Source organism: Pseudomonas sp. GW822-FHT05A08, assembly GCF_058800485.1.
In genome coordinates this window covers 3,348,539-3,366,517 of the sequence record NZ_CM179511.1, presented here as the reverse complement: position 1 = coordinate 3,366,517, position 17,979 = coordinate 3,348,539, and the positions used below count along the sequence as shown (strand labels likewise).

14 protein-coding genes are annotated in these 17,979 nt (G+C 66.8%); all 14 read left to right on the top strand.

Translation table 11 applies throughout. From position 1 onward, the window contains the following. The first annotated feature begins 25 nt into the window (after positions 1-25). Positions 26-409: a copper homeostasis periplasmic binding protein CopC gene (copC, locus tag AC3RCP_RS15135; RefSeq protein ID WP_101337851.1), complete on the top strand. Its 384-nt coding sequence runs from the start codon at positions 26-28 to the stop codon at positions 407-409. A 3-nt stretch (positions 410-412) separates the two neighbouring features. Further along, on the top strand, positions 413-1,327 hold the full coding sequence (gene copD, locus AC3RCP_RS15130) for a copper homeostasis membrane protein CopD (RefSeq protein WP_492570267.1): 915 nt from the start codon (positions 413-415) through the stop codon (positions 1,325-1,327). Positions 1,328-1,531: 204 nt separating this feature from the next. Beyond that, complete coding sequence (locus AC3RCP_RS15125; protein ID WP_492570265.1) at positions 1,532-1,981, top strand: DUF411 domain-containing protein; 450 nt, start codon at positions 1,532-1,534, stop codon at positions 1,979-1,981. Next, positions 1,978-2,415: a YqaA family protein gene (locus AC3RCP_RS15120; protein WP_087091092.1), complete on the top strand. Its 438-nt coding sequence runs from the start codon at positions 1,978-1,980 to the stop codon at positions 2,413-2,415. The genes AC3RCP_RS15125 and AC3RCP_RS15120 overlap by 4 nt, the downstream gene beginning before the upstream one ends. 125 nt (positions 2,416-2,540) lie before the next feature. Continuing rightward, positions 2,541-3,566 carry an alpha/beta fold hydrolase gene (locus AC3RCP_RS15115; protein WP_492570263.1) on the top strand — a complete coding sequence of 342 codons (1,026 nt, stop codon included), beginning with the start codon at positions 2,541-2,543 and terminating at the stop codon, positions 3,564-3,566. A gap of 21 nt (positions 3,567-3,587) precedes the next feature. Then, entirely contained in the window at positions 3,588-4,541 is a 954-nt protein-coding gene (locus AC3RCP_RS15110; protein WP_492570261.1) for a D-2-hydroxyacid dehydrogenase family protein, read from the top strand. 487 nt (positions 4,542-5,028) lie between these two features. After that, a complete protein-coding gene (gene glgA / locus AC3RCP_RS15105; protein WP_492570259.1) occupies positions 5,029-6,597 on the top strand; it encodes a glycogen synthase GlgA in 1,569 nt (522 codons plus the stop codon). Between the two features lie 13 nt (positions 6,598-6,610). Then, on the top strand, positions 6,611-8,407 hold the full coding sequence (gene treZ, locus AC3RCP_RS15100) for a malto-oligosyltrehalose trehalohydrolase (RefSeq protein WP_492570258.1): 1,797 nt from the start codon (positions 6,611-6,613) through the stop codon (positions 8,405-8,407). Further along, a complete protein-coding gene (malQ, locus tag AC3RCP_RS15095; protein ID WP_492570256.1) occupies positions 8,404-10,497 on the top strand; it encodes a 4-alpha-glucanotransferase in 2,094 nt (697 codons plus the stop codon). The genes treZ and malQ overlap by 4 nt, the downstream gene beginning before the upstream one ends. Then, positions 10,494-13,286, top strand: a complete 2,793-nt coding sequence (locus tag AC3RCP_RS15090; RefSeq protein WP_492570255.1) for a malto-oligosyltrehalose synthase — start codon at positions 10,494-10,496, stop codon at positions 13,284-13,286. Before malQ ends, AC3RCP_RS15090 begins: the two co-directional genes overlap by 4 nt. Before the next feature lie 21 nt (positions 13,287-13,307). After that, the gene (locus AC3RCP_RS15085) at positions 13,308-13,664 is read left to right on the top strand and encodes a DUF2934 domain-containing protein (RefSeq protein WP_092418685.1); all 357 of its coding nucleotides are present in this window, start codon (positions 13,308-13,310) and stop codon (positions 13,662-13,664) included. 113 nt (positions 13,665-13,777) lie between these two features. After that, complete coding sequence (gene glgX, locus AC3RCP_RS15080) at positions 13,778-15,946, top strand: glycogen debranching protein GlgX (RefSeq protein WP_101337845.1); 2,169 nt, start codon at positions 13,778-13,780, stop codon at positions 15,944-15,946. A 292-nt stretch (positions 15,947-16,238) separates the two neighbouring features. After that, on the top strand, positions 16,239-16,994 hold the full coding sequence (locus AC3RCP_RS15075; RefSeq protein ID WP_101337844.1) for a PIG-L deacetylase family protein: 756 nt from the start codon (positions 16,239-16,241) through the stop codon (positions 16,992-16,994). Between the two features lie 93 nt (positions 16,995-17,087). Next, on the top strand, positions 17,088-17,888 hold the full coding sequence (locus AC3RCP_RS15070) for an endonuclease/exonuclease/phosphatase family protein (protein WP_009043699.1): 801 nt from the start codon (positions 17,088-17,090) through the stop codon (positions 17,886-17,888). The last annotated feature ends 91 nt before the right edge of the window (positions 17,889-17,979 follow it).

Sequence of the window (17,979 nt, the reverse complement as noted above, 5' to 3'; positions counted from 1 at the left end):
CGGCCAATGCCGCCTGGAGCCTTGCATGTCCCACCTCAAGCATCTCGTCATCGCCGCCACTTTCGGTGCCGGCCTGTTACTCACTGGCGTCGCCCAGGCGCACCCCAAGCTGCTGGCCTCGACCCCGGCCGAAGGCGCCAAGGGCGCGGCGCCGGCGAAGATCGAACTGCAATTCTCGGAACCCCTCACCACCCGGTTCTCCGGGGCTCGGCTGCTGATGACCGGCATGCCCGGGATGAGTCACGCACCGATGCCGGTCAAGGCCAGCGTGGCCGGCGGCGGCGATCCGAAAAGCATGATCATCAGCCCCGCCGCCCCGCTCGCGAAGGGCAGCTACAAAGTCGAGTGGCGGGCGGTGTCCGCCGACACCCATCCGATCACCGGCAACCTGACCTTCGAAGTCAACTGAGCCATGGGCGAACTCATCAACCTCGCCCTGCGTTTTGCCCTGTACCTCGATCTGACGCTGCTATTCGGCCTGGCGCTGTTCAGCCTTTACGGGCTGCGTGGCGCACAGAGCCAATGGCGTTTTCGCCGGCCTCTGGCGACCGCCCTGGTGCTGGGCGCGCTGCTGTCGGGCGCCGCGCTGCTGCAGCTGGCGCTGTCGATGAGTGGCGCGACCAGCCTGGCCGAACTGGACCCGGCGCTGCTGTCTGCGCTCATGCTGGAAACCGCTGTCGGCCAAAGCTGGCTGCTACGCCTGGCGGCGTTGCTGCTGGCGGGGGGGCTGCTTCTGTTCAGCGATGGCTGGCCGAGGTTCACCCTCTACGGCCTGATTCTGTGCACAGCGGCAGCCCTGGCCACCCTGGCCTGGGGCGGCCACGGGGCGATGAGCGAAGGCGGCCGGCATTACCTGCACCTGGGTAGCGACATCCTGCATTTACTGGGCGCCGGCGCCTGGTTGGGGGCACTGGCGGCTTTCGCCCTGCTGCTGCGTCGTGGCGCCTGCGAAGACGAACCGCAGGCAGGCCACCTGCTCGATGCCCTGAAGGGGTTTGCCAGCCTGGGCACGCTGATCGTGGTCGTCCTGACCATCAGCGGTGTGCTCAACTACCTGCTGATCGTCGGCCCGGACCTGGCAACGTTGAGCGCCAGCACCTATGGCCTGCTCCTCAGCCTGAAGGTGGCGGTGTTCGCCAGCATGCTGGTGTTCGCCGCATTGAACCGCTTCCATCTGGTTCCGCAGCTGGAGCAGGCGCTGCACCAGGCCTCGCCCCAGGCAGCCCTGCCCGCCTTGCGTCGCAGCATGGTCCTGGAACTGGCGGCGGCCCTGTTGATCCTAGGCCTGGTGGCCATGCTCGGCATCCTGAGCCCGGCTCCCGAATGAACGCCTATCGCGGGCATGCTTCTGTAGGAACGAGGCTTGCCCGCGATGAACGACAACGCGCAGGACCAGACAACCTGAATGGCCAGCGCTCGGTATGACGTTGAAACACAAGCGCTGCGCCGCGCTCGAGAAAAGTAGCAAAATACGCCACCCTGTCGGCCCAACACCGCGCCCCAAGGCGCCCTGATGATCAAGAGACTTCCTATGCACAACACTCTGCGCCTGGCAGCCCTGTCTGCCCTGCTCGTCGGCTCCCTGGCCCAGGCCGCCGACCTGATCCCGATCGATGTGCACCGCGATGCCAACTGCGGTTGCTGCAAGAAATGGATCGAGCACCTGCAAGCTAACGGCTTCAAGGTCAACGACCACGTCGAAAGCAACATGAGCGAAGTCAAGCAGCGCCTGGGCGTGGCCCCGCGCCTGGCGTCGTGCCACACCGCGGTGATCAACGGCAAATTCGTCGAAGGCCATGTACCGGCGGACCAGGTGCTGGCCCTGAGCAAGCGCGATGACCTGCTCGGCGTCGCCGCCCCCGGCATGCCCATGGGCTCGCCCGGCATGGAAATGGACGGCATGCCCACCGACGCCTACCAGGTTATCGGCCTGACCAAGGACGGCAAGGACGTGGTGGTCGCGGACTACCCGGCCCATTGATCCTCACCGCCTGCCTCGGCCTGTTCCTGGCGGCCTTCGGCGCCGCCACCCTGCTGCCGCTGCAATCCGAGGCCGTGCTGGTGGGGCTGCTGCTCAACGGCCAGCACCCGGTCTGGCTGCTGCTGGCCGTCGCCACCCTCGGCAATGTCCTGGGTTCCCTGGTGAACTGGTGGCTGGGCCAGCGCCTGGAACACTACAAGGACCGCCGCTGGTTCCCCGTCGGCCCACGCCACCTGCAACGGGCCCGCAGCCATTACCAGCGCTACGGCCACTGGTCCCTGCTGCTGAGCTGGCTGCCGATCATCGGCGACCCGCTGACCCTGGTGGCCGGAATCATGGGCGAACCGCTAAAGCGCTTCCTGCTGGTCGTCACCCTGGCCAAGGGCGCGCGGTATGGCGTGCTGGCCTGGATGACCCTCGGCTGGGTCGGTTGAGCTGACGGGGTACGCCTCCAGGCTGACCACGAAGGGAACGTTTCGCCCTGGCGATGGCCTCTGCTTATTAATGTCGCGCTAATCACGCCGCGCCAGGATCAGCTCATTTCCCTCGGAGGTCATGTATGTCCCTAAGCCCCACCCGCCGGAGCCTCACCCGCTGGTTACCCGGCCTGTTGCTGACCGCCGCCCTGCCCGCCCTTGCCGCCGAAGGCCCGGCCTACGGTCCCGAGTTGCAAGGCTTCGACTATCCCTACCCGCTGCAGCACTTTGCCTTCGAGTCCCAGGGCCAGGCCTTGCAGATGGGGTATATGGATGTGCCGGCCAAGGGCACGCCCAACGGTCGCAGCGTGCTGCTGATGCACGGCAAGAATTTCTGCGGCGCGACCTGGGACACCTCGATCGAGGCCTTGAGCGACGCCGGCTACCGGGTCATAGCCCCAGACCAGATCGGCTTTTGCACCTCCAGCAAGCCCGAGCACTATCAATACAGCTTCCAGCAACTGGCGCAGAACACCCGGCAACTGCTGGACCGGCTGGGCGTCCGGCAGGTCAGCCTGCTGGGCCATTCCACCGGCGGCATGCTGGCCACCCGTTATGCCCTGCAATACCCCGAGCAGGTGCAGCAACTGGCGCTGGTCAACCCGATCGGCCTGGAAGACTGGAAGGCCCTCGGCGTGCCCTACCGCAGCGTCGACCAGTGGTACGCCCGCGAGCTCAAGCTGTCGGCCGAGGGCATCCGCAACTATGAACGCAGCACTTATTACGGCGGCCGCTGGCAGCCGGAATTCGAGCGCTGGGTGGACATGCTCGCCGGCCTCAACAAGGGCCCGGGGCACACGCGGGTGGCGTGGAACTCGGCGCTGATTTACGACATGATCTTCACCCAGCCGGTGTACTACGAGTTCAAGGACCTGAAGATGCCGACCCTGCTGTTGATCGGCACCTCCGACACCACGGCGATCGGCAGCGATATCGCGCCACCGGCGGTCAAGGCGCGGATCGGCAACTACCAGGTGCTGGGCAAGCAGGTGGCCGGGCTCATCCCGCACTCGACCCTGATCGAGTTCCCGGGCCTGGGCCACGCCCCGCAGATGGAACAACCGGCGCAATTCCACCAGGCCCTGCTGGGCTGGCTGGCGTCACATTGATGCGTTTTCCCCGGAGCCTTCATGAGTGTGCAGATCGCGGTAATCGATGATTGGCAGGACGTTGCCCGTGACGTCGTCGACTGGTCGGTGCTGGCGGGTATCGGCCAGGTCAGCTTTATCCATGACTACCCCAGTGACACCGCCGCCATGAGCGAGCGTCTGGCGCCGTTCGAGGTGATCTGCGTGATGCGCGAGCGCAGCCGTTTCGACGCGGTCCTGCTGCGCAGCCTGCCGCGGCTCAAACTGCTGCTCACCGGTGGCATGCGCAATGCCGCCATCGACCTGGCCGCCGCGACCCGCCTGGGCATCCAGGTGTGCGGCACCGACAGTTACAAGCACGCGGCGCCGGAGCTGACCTGGGCGCTGATCATGGCCCAGACCCGCAACCTGCTCAGCGAAGCCAGCGCGCTGCGCGCCGGCCTCTGGCAACAGGGGCTGGGCGGCGACCTGCACGGCAAGACCCTGGGCATTCTCGGCCTGGGCAGCATCGGCCAGCGGGTGGCGCAGTTCGGCCAGGTGTTCGGCATGCGGGTGATCGCCTGGAGCGAGAACCTCACCGCCGAACGGGCCGCGGCGGCCGGCGTGACCTACGTGAACAAGCAGCAGCTGTTCGAACAGGCCGACGTACTCTCGGTGCATCTGGTGCTCAGCGAACGCAGCCGCGGCCTGGTGGACGCCCAGGCGCTGGCCTGGATGAAGCCCTCGGCGCTGCTGGTCAACACCGCCCGCGGGCCGATCGTCGATGAAGCGGCGCTGATCAGCGCCCTCGAACGCGGGCGCCTGGCCGGCGCGGCGCTGGACGTGTTCGAGCAGGAGCCGCTGCCCCTCGATCATCCGTTGCGCCGCCTGCCCAACGTGCTGGCCACGCCCCATGTCGGTTATGTCAGCCAACAGAACTACCGGCAGTTCTTCGCCCAGATGATCGAAGACATCCAGGCCTGGGCCGCCGGCCAGCCGATCCGCCAGTTGGGCTGAACCACGCCAGGGCATTGCGCCAGCACTGCCCTGCACCATCATTGAGCACCAGCACCTTCACCCCGCACCGCTCCCTTGCAGCCCCTCACCGCTTTCGCGCCAAGGCGAAAAAGCCTCGCCCCTGGCCGGTGCGCGAGACTGCCTTTCGTCGGCTTTATTCCGGGGCAGCGCAACCTTCGCCTCGAGAAAACCTAATCGTCACGCCCGCGCTCTAACTTCTGTCCTAGACTGGAATTCGAAAAGTGACCGGACAGTCACTCCCAGGGAAATAAAGTCGAAACTTTTGGCTCACGCCTTGGGTCAGGTTAAAGGTAGGGCCTTCGCGACTGGTGCAATCCTTGCAATGGCCCCTTCACCCTCTTTGCGTCGACGCATGAGGCTGCGTTCGGCTTTCGCATGCGCAACGTTTTTTGTGCCCGGCCACCGGATTGGCCTTTTGACACCGCCGGCAGATGCCAGGAACAGATCAATAAAACGGGAGAAACAGATGACCAGTGCCGTATTGCAAACCCAGGGAAAGCATCCTCTGCCGCTGGCCGGTGAAACGGTCTCCACATCGATTCTCGCCCCAGGTGGCAAGACGTCACTGCCCTTGATCCGCCACAACCCCAATCGCAAGAAAGTCCTGTTCGTCACTTCGGAAATCGCCGACCTGGTCAAGACCGGTGGCCTGGGCGACGTGTCGGCCGCCCTGCCCCGCGCCATGGCGCATCTGCACGATGTACGCCTGCTGATCCCTGGCTACCGGCAGGTGATGCACAGCGAAAACCCGATTCATATCATTGGCGAGCTGGGCGGCCACGCGGCCCTGCCGGCCTGCAAGATCGGGCGCATGGACATGCCCGACGGCCTGGTGATCTATGTGCTGATCTGCCCCGAACTCTATGAGCGCGAAGGCTCGCCCTACGGCGCCAACAATGGCCGCGATTGGCCGGACAACCATATCCGCTTCGCCCGCCTGGGCCTGGCCGCCGCCGACATCGCCGCCAACCTGGCACAGATCCACTGGTGCCCGGACCTGGTGCACGCCCACGACTGGCCCGCCGGGCTGGCGCCGGCCTATATGCACTGGCGCGGGCAACGCACGCCGACCCTGTTCACCATCCATAACCTGGCGTACCAGGGCGTGGTCAGCCTGGCTTCCTGCCCGGAGCTGGGCATCCCCGAACATGCCCTGCAACAGGAAGGCATGGAGTTCTACGGCAAGCTGTCGTTCCTCAAGGCGGGCATGGCCTACGCCAGCCACATCACCACCGTCAGCGCCACCTATGCCCAGGAAATCACCACCCCGGCCTTCGGCTGCGGGCTTGACGGTTTCCTCGCCAGCAAGACCCAGCAAGGCCTGCTCAGCGGCATCCCCAACGGCATCGACGAAAGCTGGGACGCCGCCACCGACCCGCACCTGTCCACCCCCTTCGCCATTGGCGACTGGCAAGGCAAGGCCGCCAATGCCGCCCATGTGCGGCAGATGTTCGGCCTCGACCCCAGCAGCGGCCCGCTGTTCGCGGTGGTCTCGCGCCTGGTCTACCAGAAAGGCCTGGACCTTACCGAAGGCGTGGCCGAGTACATCGTCAAGTCCGGCGGCCAGATCGCCATCATCGGCCGCGGCGAGCCGGAGGAAGAACAGGCCATGCGCGCCCTGGCCGCGCGTTTCCCCGGGCGCATCGGGGTGAACATCGGTTTCAACGAAACCGACGCCCGCCGCATGTTCGCCGGCAGCGATTTCCTGCTGATGCCTTCGCGCTACGAGCCCTGCGGCCTGAGCCAGATGTACGCCCAGCGCTTCGGTTCGCTGCCGGTGGCGCGCAATACCGGCGGCCTGGCCGACACCATCGAGAACGGCGTCACCGGTTTTCTGTTCGACGAATCCACCGTGGCCAGCTACCAAGAGGCCCTGAGCCGCGCCTTCAAGGTGTTCGCCTATCCGCAGTTGCTCAACGCCATGCGCTGCCGGGCCATGGCCGCGCCCTTCAACTGGTGCAAGGCGGTGGAACCCTACGCCGAACTCTATGAACAGCTGGTGGCCAAGGCCTTGGGAAAATCGGCCAAACCCTGAGAGGGCACCCTGGATGCCGTCAAGGACTCTGGAAACCTGGCCCCACGGCGCTATTGCGCTCGATGCCGAGCGCACCCGCTTTGCCCTCTGGGCGCCGGACGCTCAGCACGTCAGCGTCGAACTCGAAGACGGCATGTCGCTGCCCATGCAGCCCCAGGCCAACGGCTGGTTCATGGTCATCGGCCAGTGCCCGCCCGGCACCCGCTACCGCTTCAATGTCGATGACCAGATCCGCGTGCCCGACCCGGCGTCCCGGGCCCAGGACGGCGACATCGACGGCCCCAGCCTGGTGGTCGATCCCCGGGCCTATCGCTGGCGGCACCCGCACTGGCAAGGCCGGCCGTGGCACGAAGCGGTGATCTACGAGCTGCATGTGGGCGTGCTCGGCGGTTACCGCGCAGTGGAAAAACACCTGCCACGCCTGGCCGAGCTGGGCATCACCGCCATCGAGCTGATGCCCCTGGCGGAGTTTCCCGGCGATCGCAATTGGGGCTACGACGGCGTCCTGCCTTATGCGCCGGAAGCCTCCTACGGTTCGCCCGACGACCTCAGGCACCTGATCGACTGCGCCCACGGCCTGGGCTTGGCGGTGATGCTCGATGTGGTCTACAACCACTTCGGCCCCGACGGCAATTACCTGCACCACTACGCCAAGGCCTTCTTCAGGGAAGACCGGCACACGCCCTGGGGCGCGGCCATCGACTTTCGCCGCCAGCCCGTGCGCGACTTCTTTATCGACAATGCCCTGATGTGGCTGCTGGAGTACCGCTTCGACGGCCTGCGCCTGGATGCCGTGCATGCGATCGACGACCCGGACTTCCTGCATGAACTGGCGCATCGGGTGCGCCGCCGGATCGACCCGGCGCGGCAGGTCTGGCTGACCGTGGAAAACGAGTACAACCAGGCCAGCCTGCTGGAGCAGCACTTCGACGCGCAGTGGAACGACGACGGCCACAACGCCCTGCATGTGCTGCTCACCGGGGAGACCGACGCCTACTACGCCGACTTCGCCGAACGCCCCACCGAGAAACTGGCGCGCTGCCTGAGCCAGGGGTTCGTCTATCAGGGCCACGTCACCCGCCACGGCACCCCTCGCGGCGAACCCAGCAGCCATTTGCCGCCCAGCGCCTTCGTGCTGTTTTTGCAGAACCACGACCAGATCGGCAACCGCGCCTTCGGCGAGCGCCTGGTGCGCCTGGCCGAGCCACAGGCATTGCAGGCGGCCACGGTGCTGTTGCTGCTGTCGCCGATGATCCCGCTGCTGTTCATGGGCGACGAACTGGCGGCGCCGCAGCCCTTCCTGTTTTTCACCAGCCACCACGGCGAACTGGCGGACGCGGTGCGCGAGGGCCGGCGCGACGAATTCGCCGCCTTCAGCGCCTTCGCCGATCCGCATAAACGCGAGCAGATTCCCGACCCGAACGCGCCGGACACCTTCCTCGCGTCGAGGCCGCAGGCGGACCCGGTCCAGGGCGAGCAGACCCTGGCGCTGTATCGCCAGCTGTTGCAACTGCGCCACGAGCACATCGTGCCCTACCTGCCCGGCGCCGAAGCCCTGGGCGCCGAGGTGCTGGCCGAAGGCGCGCTCTGTGCCCGCTGGCGCCTGGGCAATGGCCAGGAACTGCGCATCGACCTCAACCTGAGCCCGCACAACGTCGAGCAACAGCCGCCAAGCGCGGCGCAGCGCCTGTTCGAATACCCGGCCCAGGCGTTCGAGCGGTTGCACCAAGGCACTCTCGCCCCCTATAGCGCGCTGGTCAGCCTCGGCGCAGTCGCCCCCACGCCAGACCTTGACGGAGAACACCCATGAGCGACGCGCAACTGGAAATCCTCGCCAGCCGGGCCGGCCTGGCCGTCGACTGGATCGACGCCAACGGCCGCCCGCAACGGGTCGAGCCACGGGTGCTGCGCGCCGTGCTGGCCAGCCTTGGCCATCCGGCCGACAACGACCGGCAGATCGAAGCCAGCCTGCGCCAGCTGCTACAGGTGCAGCAGAGCCGGCAACTGCCGCCGCTGCTGACCGCCGACGCCGGCCAGGGCCTGGACCTGGGGCATTACTTCGCGCCGGACACGCCCTGCGAAATCCACCTGGAAGACGGCGGTGTGCTCAACCTCAGGCTGGACGCCAACTCCATGCTGCCGGGCCTGGTGCCGGTGGGTTACCAGGAGGTGAGCATCGCCGGCCAGCACTTCACCCTGGCCGTGGCGCCCGAGCGCTGCTACAGCGTCGCCGACGCCGTGGACCAGGCCACGCCCCGTGCCTGGGGCCTGAGCGTGCAGCTGTATTCCCTGCGCCGCGCAGGCGATGGCGGTTATGGTGATACCCAAGCGCTCGAAGACTTGGTCCGGGTCGCCGGCGAACGGGGCGCCGAGGCCGTGGCCATCAGCCCGCTGCATGCCATGTTCAGCAGCGACACCGGCCGCTATAGCCCCTATTCGCCGTCCAGCCGGTTGTTTCTCAACAGCCTGTACGCCGCGCCCGGGACCATTCTCGGCGAGCGGGCCTGGCGCAGCGCGATCGATGCCAGCGGCCTCGGGCCGCAACTGCAACAGCTGGAACAACAGCCGATGGTCGACTGGCCGGTGGCGGCCCAGGCCCGGAAGAAAGTCCTGCGCGCGCTTTATGACGGCTTCTGCCAGGGCGAGCATCCGCTGCACCAGGACTTCGCCAGCTTCCGCCACGCCAGTGGCGAGGCCCTGGAAAACCACTGCCGCTTCGAAGCCATCCAGGCCCAGCGCGCGGCCCGCGGCGAAAGCCTCGACTGGCGCGAATGGCCCGACGCCTGGCGCACCCCACGCAGCCCGGCGCTGGCGCAGTTCGCCGAGGAGCACGCCGCCGATATCGGCTTTTATGCCTTCTGCCAATGGCTGATCGCCCGTTGCCTGGAGCGGGTGCAGGCCACCGCCCGCAGCAGCGGCATGGGCATCGGCCTGATCGCCGACCTGGCGGTGGGCGCCGACGGCGGCGGCAGCCAAGCCTGGAGCCGCCAGGACGAACTGCTGGCGGCGCTGACCGTCGGCGCGCCGCCGGACATTCTCAATCGCCAGGGCCAGGGCTGGGGCATTTCCGCCTTTTCCCCGGAGGGCCTGGTGCGCAATGGCTTCCACGCTTTCATCGAAATGCTCCGGGCCAACTTCGCCCATGCCGGGGGCCTGCGCATCGACCATGTGATGGGTTTGCAGCGGCTGTGGGTGATCCCCCTCGGCGCCCCGCCCTGCGACGGCGCCTACCTGTATTACCCGGTGGACGACCTGCTGCGCCTGCTGACCCTGGAATCGCACCGGCACCAGGCGATCGTCCTCGGCGAGGACCTCGGCACGGTGCCCGACGGCCTGCGGGAAAAACTCAGCGCGCGGGCCATGCTCGGCATGCGCGTGTTGCTGTTCGAGCAGGAGCACGGCACGCATTTCCGGCCGATCCTCGACTGGCCGGACAACGCCCTGGCCACCACCAGCACCCACGACCTGCCGACCCTCAACGGCTGGTGGCAGGGCCGCGACATCGACTGGAGCGCGCGCCTGGGCCTGGTGGACGCAAGCGGCGAAACCCATTGGCGCGAACATCGCCAGCGCGAACGCGAGGGCCTGCGCCACGCCCTGAGTCGCGACCCGCAGAATTTTCGTGAAGCTCCCCACATAGCCACCCACGAAGCCGACCAGGTACTGGACGCCAGCGTGCGCTTCCTCGGCCATACCCGCGCACCGCTGGTGCTGCTGCCCCTGGAGGACGCCCTGGGCATCGACGAACAGGCCAACCTGCCCGGCACCCTCGACAGCCATCCCAACTGGCGTCGGCGCCTGGCCGGCAGCAGCGCGGCCTTGCTCGACGACCCGGACGCCGCGCGCCGCCTGGAGCTGCTGGCCTGCGCCCGGCAACAGGCCCACGAGCGCGACCGATGAAGGATTCCACGCACCACAGCCCGCCCATGCGGGCCACCCTGCGCCTGCAGTTTCATCGCGGCTTCACTCTCGACGACGCGGTGCCGCTGGTGCCCTACTTCGCCCGCCTGGGCATCAGCCACCTGTACGCGTCGCCGCTGCTGTGCGCCCGCGCCGGCTCGATGCATGGCTACGACGTGGTCGACCCGACCCGGGTCAACCCCGAGCTGGGTGGCGAGGCCGCCCTGGAGCGCCTGGTCCGCAGCCTGCGCCAGCACGACATGGGCCTGCTGCTGGATATCGTCTCCAACCACATGGCGGTCGGCGGCGCGGACAATCCCTGGTGGCAGGACCTGCTGCGCTGGGGCCGCCTGAGCCCCTACGGCGAATTCTTCGATATCCAGTGGCACTCCCCCGACCCCTTGCTGGAAGGCCAGTTGCTGCTGCCGTTCCTCGGCAGCGACTACGGCGTGGCCCTGCAGGAAGGCGCACTGAGGCTGTACTTCGATGCCGAACGGGGCGAGTTTCATGTCGAGCATTACCAGCATCATTTCCCGATCTGCCCCAGCGACTATGGCGAACTGTTGCGGCTCCAGTGCGAGACCGACGCCGAACCGGCCGAACGTCTCAAGCCATTGGCCGATGCCTTCAGCACCCTGCGCTACCAGTCCGACGCCCACACTCAGGCCGAGCCTCTGCAACAGCAGCTGCAGGACGCCGCCCGTGACCCGCAGGTCCGCGCGGCCATCGAGCAGCACCTGGCGCGCTACGATTCGCGCCAGCCGCAGGGTTTCGCCCGCCTGCACGCCCTGCTGGAGCAGCAGAGCTACCGCCTGGCCAGCTGGCGCACCGCGGCGGACGACATCAACTGGCGGCGCTTCTTCGACGTCAACGAGCTGGGTGGGCTGCGGGTCGAGCGCCCGGCGGTGTTCGAGGCCACCCACGGCAAAATCTTCCAATTGATCGCCGCCGGCCTGGTGGACGGGCTGCGCATCGACCATATCGACGGCCTGGCCGATCCCCGCGGCTACTGCCGCAAACTGCGGCGCCGGGTCGACGCCCTGCGTCCCGGCCAGCACTTGCCGATCTATGTCGAGAAGATCCTCGGCGCTGGCGAAACCCTGCGCCGCGACTGGGGCGTGGACGGCAGCACCGGCTATGAGTTCATGAACCAGCTGTCGCTGCTGCAACACGACCCGCAAGGCGCCGCCCCCCTGGCCGAACTCTGGAGCCGGCACAGCGAACGGCCGGCGGCCTTTCTCGAAGAGGCCCGGCTGGCGCGCCAGCAATTGCTCAACGGCTCGCTGGCCAGCGATTTCGAAAGCGTGGCCCAGGCCCTGCTGCAAGTGGCGCGCAACGATGTGATGAGCCGCGACTTGACCCTCGGCGCCATTCGCCGTGCCTTGCAGGAACTGATCGTGCACTTCCCGGTGTACCGCACCTACATCGGTGCCTGCGGGCGCTCGGCGACAGATGAGGGGTTTTTCCAGCAGGCCCTGCAAGGCGCCCGTGACACCCTGGGCGAAGCCGACTGGCCGGTGCTGGCCTACCTGCAACAGTGGCTCGGCGGCCGCGGCTGGCGCCAGCTGCCGCCGGGGCGCCCGCGCAAGGTGCTCAAGCATGCCTGCGTGCGCTTCCAGCAACTGACCTCGCCGGCGGCGGCCAAGGCGGTGGAAGACACCGCGCTCTATCGCTCGGCGGTGCTGCTGTCGCGCAACGATGTGGGTTTCTCCACCGAACAGTTCTGCGCCCCGGTGGAAGATTTCCACGCCGCCTGCCGCGAGCGCCTGGAGGCTTTCCCCGACAACCTGCTGGCCAGCGCCACCCACGACCACAAGCGCGGCGAAGATACCCGCGCGCGCCTGGCGGTACTCAGCGAACTCGGCCCCTGGTACGTCGAACAGGTGGAACACTGGCGCGGCCTGGCCCAGGCCCTGCGCAGCGATCCCCAGGCGCCCGGCGCCGGCGACGAGCTGATCCTCTATCAGGCCCTGCTCGGCAGCTGGCCGCTGGAACTGCACAGCGACGACCGCCAGGGCCTGCGCGACTATGCCCAGCGCCTCTGGCAATGGCAGGAAAAAGCCCTGCGCGAAGCCAAGCTGCACAGCAGCTGGGCGGCGGCCAACGAGGCCTATGAAAGTGCCGTGCACCACTTCATCGAGCGCCTGTTGCTCAGCCCCGAGGGCCTGCCGTTGCGCAGCGCCATAGGCGCGGCCGTCCAGGTCATCGCGCCCGCTGGCGCCCTCAACGGCCTGGCTCAATCCTTGCTGCGCATGACCGTGCCCGGCGTGCCGGACCTGTATCAGGGCAACGAGTTCTGGGACTTCAGCCTGGTGGACCCGGACAACCGTCGCCCGGTGGATTTCGCCGCCCGACAGCAGGCTCTGGACCCTTGCGGCGAAACCATGGAACTGTTGGCCCACTGGCGTGACGGGCGTATCAAGCAGGCCCTGATCGCCGCCACGCTGGCGCGCCGGGGCGAGTACCCGCAGCTGTTTCGCCGGGGCACTTACCAGCCGCTGCCGGTACAGGGGCGACACGCTGGCAAGGTGCTGGCCTTCATGCGCGAACACCAGGGCCAACGCGCCGTGGTGATTGTGCCCAGGCTGGTCGCCGGGCTGCTGGAAAGCGGCGCGCAACCGCAGGTCGACGCGCCGGATTGGGGCGATACGCGTGTGCATCTGCCATTCGCCGCGCCAGGACAAAACCTGAAGGGACTTTTTTCCACGGGGGCAGTCACACCCCACAAGGATCTGATGATCAGCAGCGCATTGCGGGATTTCCCGGTCAACCTTTTCATCCAAACTTGAGTTCAGTTCAGGAGCATTGCGATGAGTACCGACGACAAACGCATTCGTGAGTTCGCCTATCAAATCTGGGAATCGGAAGGCCGGCCCGACGGCCAGGAACACCGGCATTGGGAAATGGCCCGCAAGCTGGCCGAAGCCGAGGCCCTGGCCCCGAGCAAGCCGCCCAGGGCGACCCGCGCCGCCAGCGCCAAACCCGGCAAGCCCGCGGCAAAGCCCAAGGCCGTCGCCAAACCCGCGGCGGCGGCACCCCTGGTACCTCCTGGAGAAAGGGTGCCTCCTGGAGAAAAGCGGCCTCCCGCAGAAAAAGGATTGCCGCCCGGGAGCAAAAGCAGCGCGGCGAAAAAGCCGCGGGCACCGCGCAAGCCAGCGACCAGCTGACGCCTCTGCCGCGAGGCGTTCGCGCCACCCTCCACTGCCGACCTTGCCCATGTGCGTGGCGCGCCCGAGCGCCACAGGGAGCCCATTCGCCCATCTGATTCGCAGGAGCACCCATGACCACCGCCAAAACAGCCGCCACGCCGAAAACCCCGCAAGCCACCGAGCCCTCGCGCATCCGCGAAGGCCTGCCCTTCCCGCTCGGCGCGACCTGGGACGGCCTGGGGGTCAACTTCGCCCTGTTCTCGGCCAATGCCACCCAGGTCGAGCTCTGCCTGTTCGATGCCACGGGCGAAGTTGAGCTGGAACGCATCGAACTGCCGGAATACACCGACGAGATCTTCCACGGCTACCTGCCCGACGCCCACCCCGGGCTGATCTACGGCTATCGGGTGCATGGCCCCTACGACCCGGCCAACGGTCATCGTTTCAACCCCAACAAGCTGCTGATCGACCCGTATGCCAAGCAGCTGGTGGGCCAGCTGAAATGGTCCGAGGCGCTGTTCGGCTACACCATCGGGCACCCCGATGCCGACCTCAGTTTCGACGAGCGCGACAGCGCGCCCTTCGTGCCCAAATGCAAAGTGATCGACCCGGCCCACACCTGGGGCCACGATCATCGGGTCAGCGTGCCCTGGGACAAAACGATCATTTATGAGACTCACGTGCGTGGCTTCACCATGCGTCACCCTTCGGTGCCGGAGGCGGTGCGCGGCACCTTCGCCGGGCTGATGGTCGACGATGTGCTGGAGCACATCCGCAAGCTCGGGGTGTCGTCGGTGGAGCTGTTGCCGATCCATGCCTTCGTCAACGACCAGCACCTGCTGCACAAGGGCATGACCAATTACTGGGGCTACAACAGCATCGCCTTCTTCGCCCCCGACCCGCGCTACCTGGCCAGCGGCAAGATCGCCGAATTCAAGGAAATGGTCGCGCACCTGCACGAAGCCGGGCTCGAAGTGATACTCGACGTGGTCTACAACCACACCGCCGAGGGCAACGAGCAAGGCCCGACCCTGTCCATGCGCGGTATCGACAACGCCTCCTACTACCGCCTGATGCCCGACGACAAACGCTTCTATATCAATGATTCCGGGACCGGCAACACCCTCGACCTGAGCCACCCCTGCGTGCTGCAGATGGTCACCGACTCGCTGCGCTACTGGGCCACGGAAATGCACGTGGACGGTTTTCGCTTCGACCTGGCGACCATTCTCGGGCGTTACCACGATGGCTTCGACGAGCGCCACAGTTTCCTCGTGGCCTGCCGCCAGGACCCGGTGCTGCGCCAGGTGAAGCTGATCGCCGAGCCGTGGGACATCGGCCCCGGCGGTTATCAGGTGGGCGGCTTCCCGCCGGGCTGGGTGGAGTGGAACGACAAGTTCCGCGACACCGTGCGCGCCTTCTGGAAAGGCGACGACGGCCAACTCGCCGACTTCGCCGCGCGCATGACCGCCTCCGGCGAGATGTTCAACCAGCGCGGCCGGCGGCCTTATACCTCTGTCAATTTCGTGACCGCCCACGACGGCTTCACCCTGCATGACCTGGTGTCGTACAACGACAAGCACAACGAAGCCAACGACGAGGACAACCAGGACGGCAGCAACCACAACCTGTCGTGGAACCACGGCGTCGAAGGCCCCACCGACGACCCGCAGATCAATGCGCTGCGCCTGCGCCAGATGCGCAATTTCTTCGCCACCCTGCTGCTGGCCCAGGGCACGCCGATGCTGGTCGCCGGCGACGAGTTCGCCCGCACCCAGCACGGCAACAACAACGCTTATTGCCAGGACAGCGAAATCGGCTGGGTCAACTGGGACCTGGACGAGGACGGCAAGTCGCTGCTCAAGTTCGTCAAGCGCCTGGTCAAGCTGCGCATGACCTACCCGATCCTGCGCCGCGGACGCTTCCTGGTGGGCAACTACAACGAGGATATCGGGGTCAAGGACGTCACCTGGCTCGCCCCGGACGCCAGCGAGATGACCATCGAACAATGGCAGGACAGCCACGGCCGCTGCCTGGGCATGCTGCTCGACGGCCGCGCCCAGGAAACCGGGATACGCCGCCCCGGCGCCGACGCGACCCTGCTGCTGGTGGTCAACGCCCATCACGACATCGTCAACTTCAGCCTGCCGGAAGTGCCCGACGGCGGCTTCTGGACCTGCATGATCGACACCAACCAGCCCTCGGTGAAAGGCCAGGAACGCTTCGAGTTCGGCCACCGGTACTCGGTGACCGGGCGCTCGCTGCTGCTGTTCGAACTGCAGCACGAGGATGACGATTGAGCAGGTCATTGGCCATTTGCCGGATTGAATGGCGGGCAGTGGCCAGCCCATCAGACACATGTACGATGGTGCCGGATATCCATTCCCCGCTATCTTGAACCGCTGAGCGTCGCCATCGGAAAAAATCGCTGCCCCCTGCGACGGTGGCCAACGGCTGTGTATGATTGAACGCTCTTGCAAGACGGCAATCCAAGGTATGGAGCGCCGGCACCCGGACCGATACCGGGTGCGAACCCAAGCGGCCCGGTCCGTCACCGCGCGCCGACTGCCCCGGAACAAGGATGTGACACCCATGAGATCCATACCCCTGAGCGACAACTGGCCGGAGCAGGTCTGGAACGGCGCCCGCCAACTGCTCGACGTCCCCTCCATCAACCTTGCCAGCCTGGTGCCGCCCGGATTTCGCGCGGTGGTCATTGCCCCGCACCCCGGCGACGAAGTGCTGACCTGCGGCGGCCTGCTGCAGGTACTGGCCCACCATGGCCATCCGCTGCAACTGATTTCCATCACCGACGGCAGCGCCAGCCACCCCGGCTCCGACCTGTGGTCGGAGCGGCGCCTGAGCGTGTTCCGTCCCCAGGAAAGTGTCGAGGCCCTGCGCCGCCTGGGTTTGCCCCTGCACAGCCTGCAGTGGATTCGCGGCGGCTTTGCCGACAGTGGGCTGCAGGAACGCGAGCATCAGTTGAGCCAGTTCATTGGCCGTTACCTGCGCCCCGATGACGTGGTGTTCAGCACCTGGCGCGAAGACGGCAACGACGATCACGACGCCGTCGGCCGGGCCAGTGCCAAAGCCGCGGCCCTGGCTGGCGTGGCGTTCCACGAAGTGCCGGTGTGGGCCTGGCACTGGCCGGCGCGCGATGAACAGCTGCTGCCCTGGCACCGCGCCCGCAAGTTGCGCCTCGACACCTGGACCGTGGCCCGCAAGCGCCATGCGGCGCATGCCTATGCCAGCCAGTTGCAGGGCGATCCGGGCATCGGCCTGGCCCCGACCCTGACGCCGGTGGTGCTGGAGCGGCTGCGCCAGTCCTACGAAATCTTTTTCATGTAGGGCTGCCCCGATGCGGGCAGACCGGGGGCAAACCTGAACTGACCGGCAAAGTGTCAGTCGCATGAGTAACCGCCCTGATTACGAGGAGTGAGCGTGAGCACCGATTCAACCAGGCGTCCGGTCACGTCGGCAGCGCCAGACGAAACCCCGGCGATCCATCGCCTGCGCATCCTGACCGTCAACACCCACAAGGGCTTCACCGCCCTGAACCGCCGTTTCATTCTCCCGGAGCTGCGTGACGCGGTCCGCAGCACCCAGGCCGACCTGGTGTTTCTCCAGGAAGTGCTGGGCGAGCACGACCGCCACGCCAGCCGCTACGGCAACTGGCCCCAGCAGTCGCAATACGAGTTTCTCGCCGACAGCATGTGGAGCGACTTCGCCTACGGACGCAACGCGGTCTATCCCGATGGCCATCACGGCAACGCCCTGCTGTCGAAATACCCGATCCGCCAGTATCGCAACCTCGATGTCTCGATCACCGGCCCGGAGCGCCGCGGGCTGTTGCATTGCGTGCTGGATGTACCGGGGCATGCCGAAGTGCACGCGATCTGCGTGCACCTGAGCCTGCTGGAAAGCCATCGCCAGCTGCAACTGGCGCTGTTGTGCCAGTTGCTCGAGTCGCTGCCGGACGATGCGCCGGTGATCATCGCCGGCGACTTCAACGACTGGCAGTTACATGGCAATGCCACCCTCGCCCGCCGCGACGACCTGCACGAAGCCTTCGAACGCCACCATGGCAGGCCGGCCAAGACCTACCCGGCGCGCTGGCCACTGCTGCGCCTGGACCGCATCTACCTGCGCAACGCCAGCAGCCACGCACCGAAGATCCTCGGGCACAAGCCCTGGACTCACCTGTCGGATCACCTGCCGCTGGCGGTGGAAGTGCACCTCTGATGCCTTCCCCCAGGCATCGAGGATCATCGGTCTGGCGGCCCACCAGGCCACTCTCGCCTCTCCGGCAACCGCGGTCGCCGGCCTGATCGAC

Bases quoted from the DNA above. Each gene is read 5' to 3' on its own strand.
- copC (WP_101337851.1), top strand. From the start codon at position 26: ATGTCCCACCTCAAGCATCTCGTCATCGCCGCCACTTTCGGTGCCGGC.
- copD (WP_492570267.1), top strand. From the start codon at position 413: ATGGGCGAACTCATCAACCTCGCCCTGCGTTTTGCCCTGTACCTCGAT.
- AC3RCP_RS15125 (WP_492570265.1), top strand. From the start codon at position 1,532: ATGCACAACACTCTGCGCCTGGCAGCCCTGTCTGCCCTGCTCGTCGGC.
- AC3RCP_RS15115 (WP_492570263.1), top strand. From the start codon at position 2,541: ATGTCCCTAAGCCCCACCCGCCGGAGCCTCACCCGCTGGTTACCCGGC.
- AC3RCP_RS15110 (WP_492570261.1), top strand. From the start codon at position 3,588: ATGAGTGTGCAGATCGCGGTAATCGATGATTGGCAGGACGTTGCCCGT.
- glgA (WP_492570259.1), top strand. From the start codon at position 5,029: ATGACCAGTGCCGTATTGCAAACCCAGGGAAAGCATCCTCTGCCGCTG.
- treZ (WP_492570258.1), top strand. From the start codon at position 6,611: ATGCCGTCAAGGACTCTGGAAACCTGGCCCCACGGCGCTATTGCGCTC.
- malQ (WP_492570256.1), top strand. From the start codon at position 8,404: ATGAGCGACGCGCAACTGGAAATCCTCGCCAGCCGGGCCGGCCTGGCC.
- AC3RCP_RS15090 (WP_492570255.1), top strand. From the start codon at position 10,494: ATGAAGGATTCCACGCACCACAGCCCGCCCATGCGGGCCACCCTGCGC.
- AC3RCP_RS15085 (WP_092418685.1), top strand. From the start codon at position 13,308: ATGAGTACCGACGACAAACGCATTCGTGAGTTCGCCTATCAAATCTGG.
- glgX (WP_101337845.1), top strand. From the start codon at position 13,778: ATGACCACCGCCAAAACAGCCGCCACGCCGAAAACCCCGCAAGCCACC.
- AC3RCP_RS15075 (WP_101337844.1), top strand. From the start codon at position 16,239: ATGAGATCCATACCCCTGAGCGACAACTGGCCGGAGCAGGTCTGGAAC.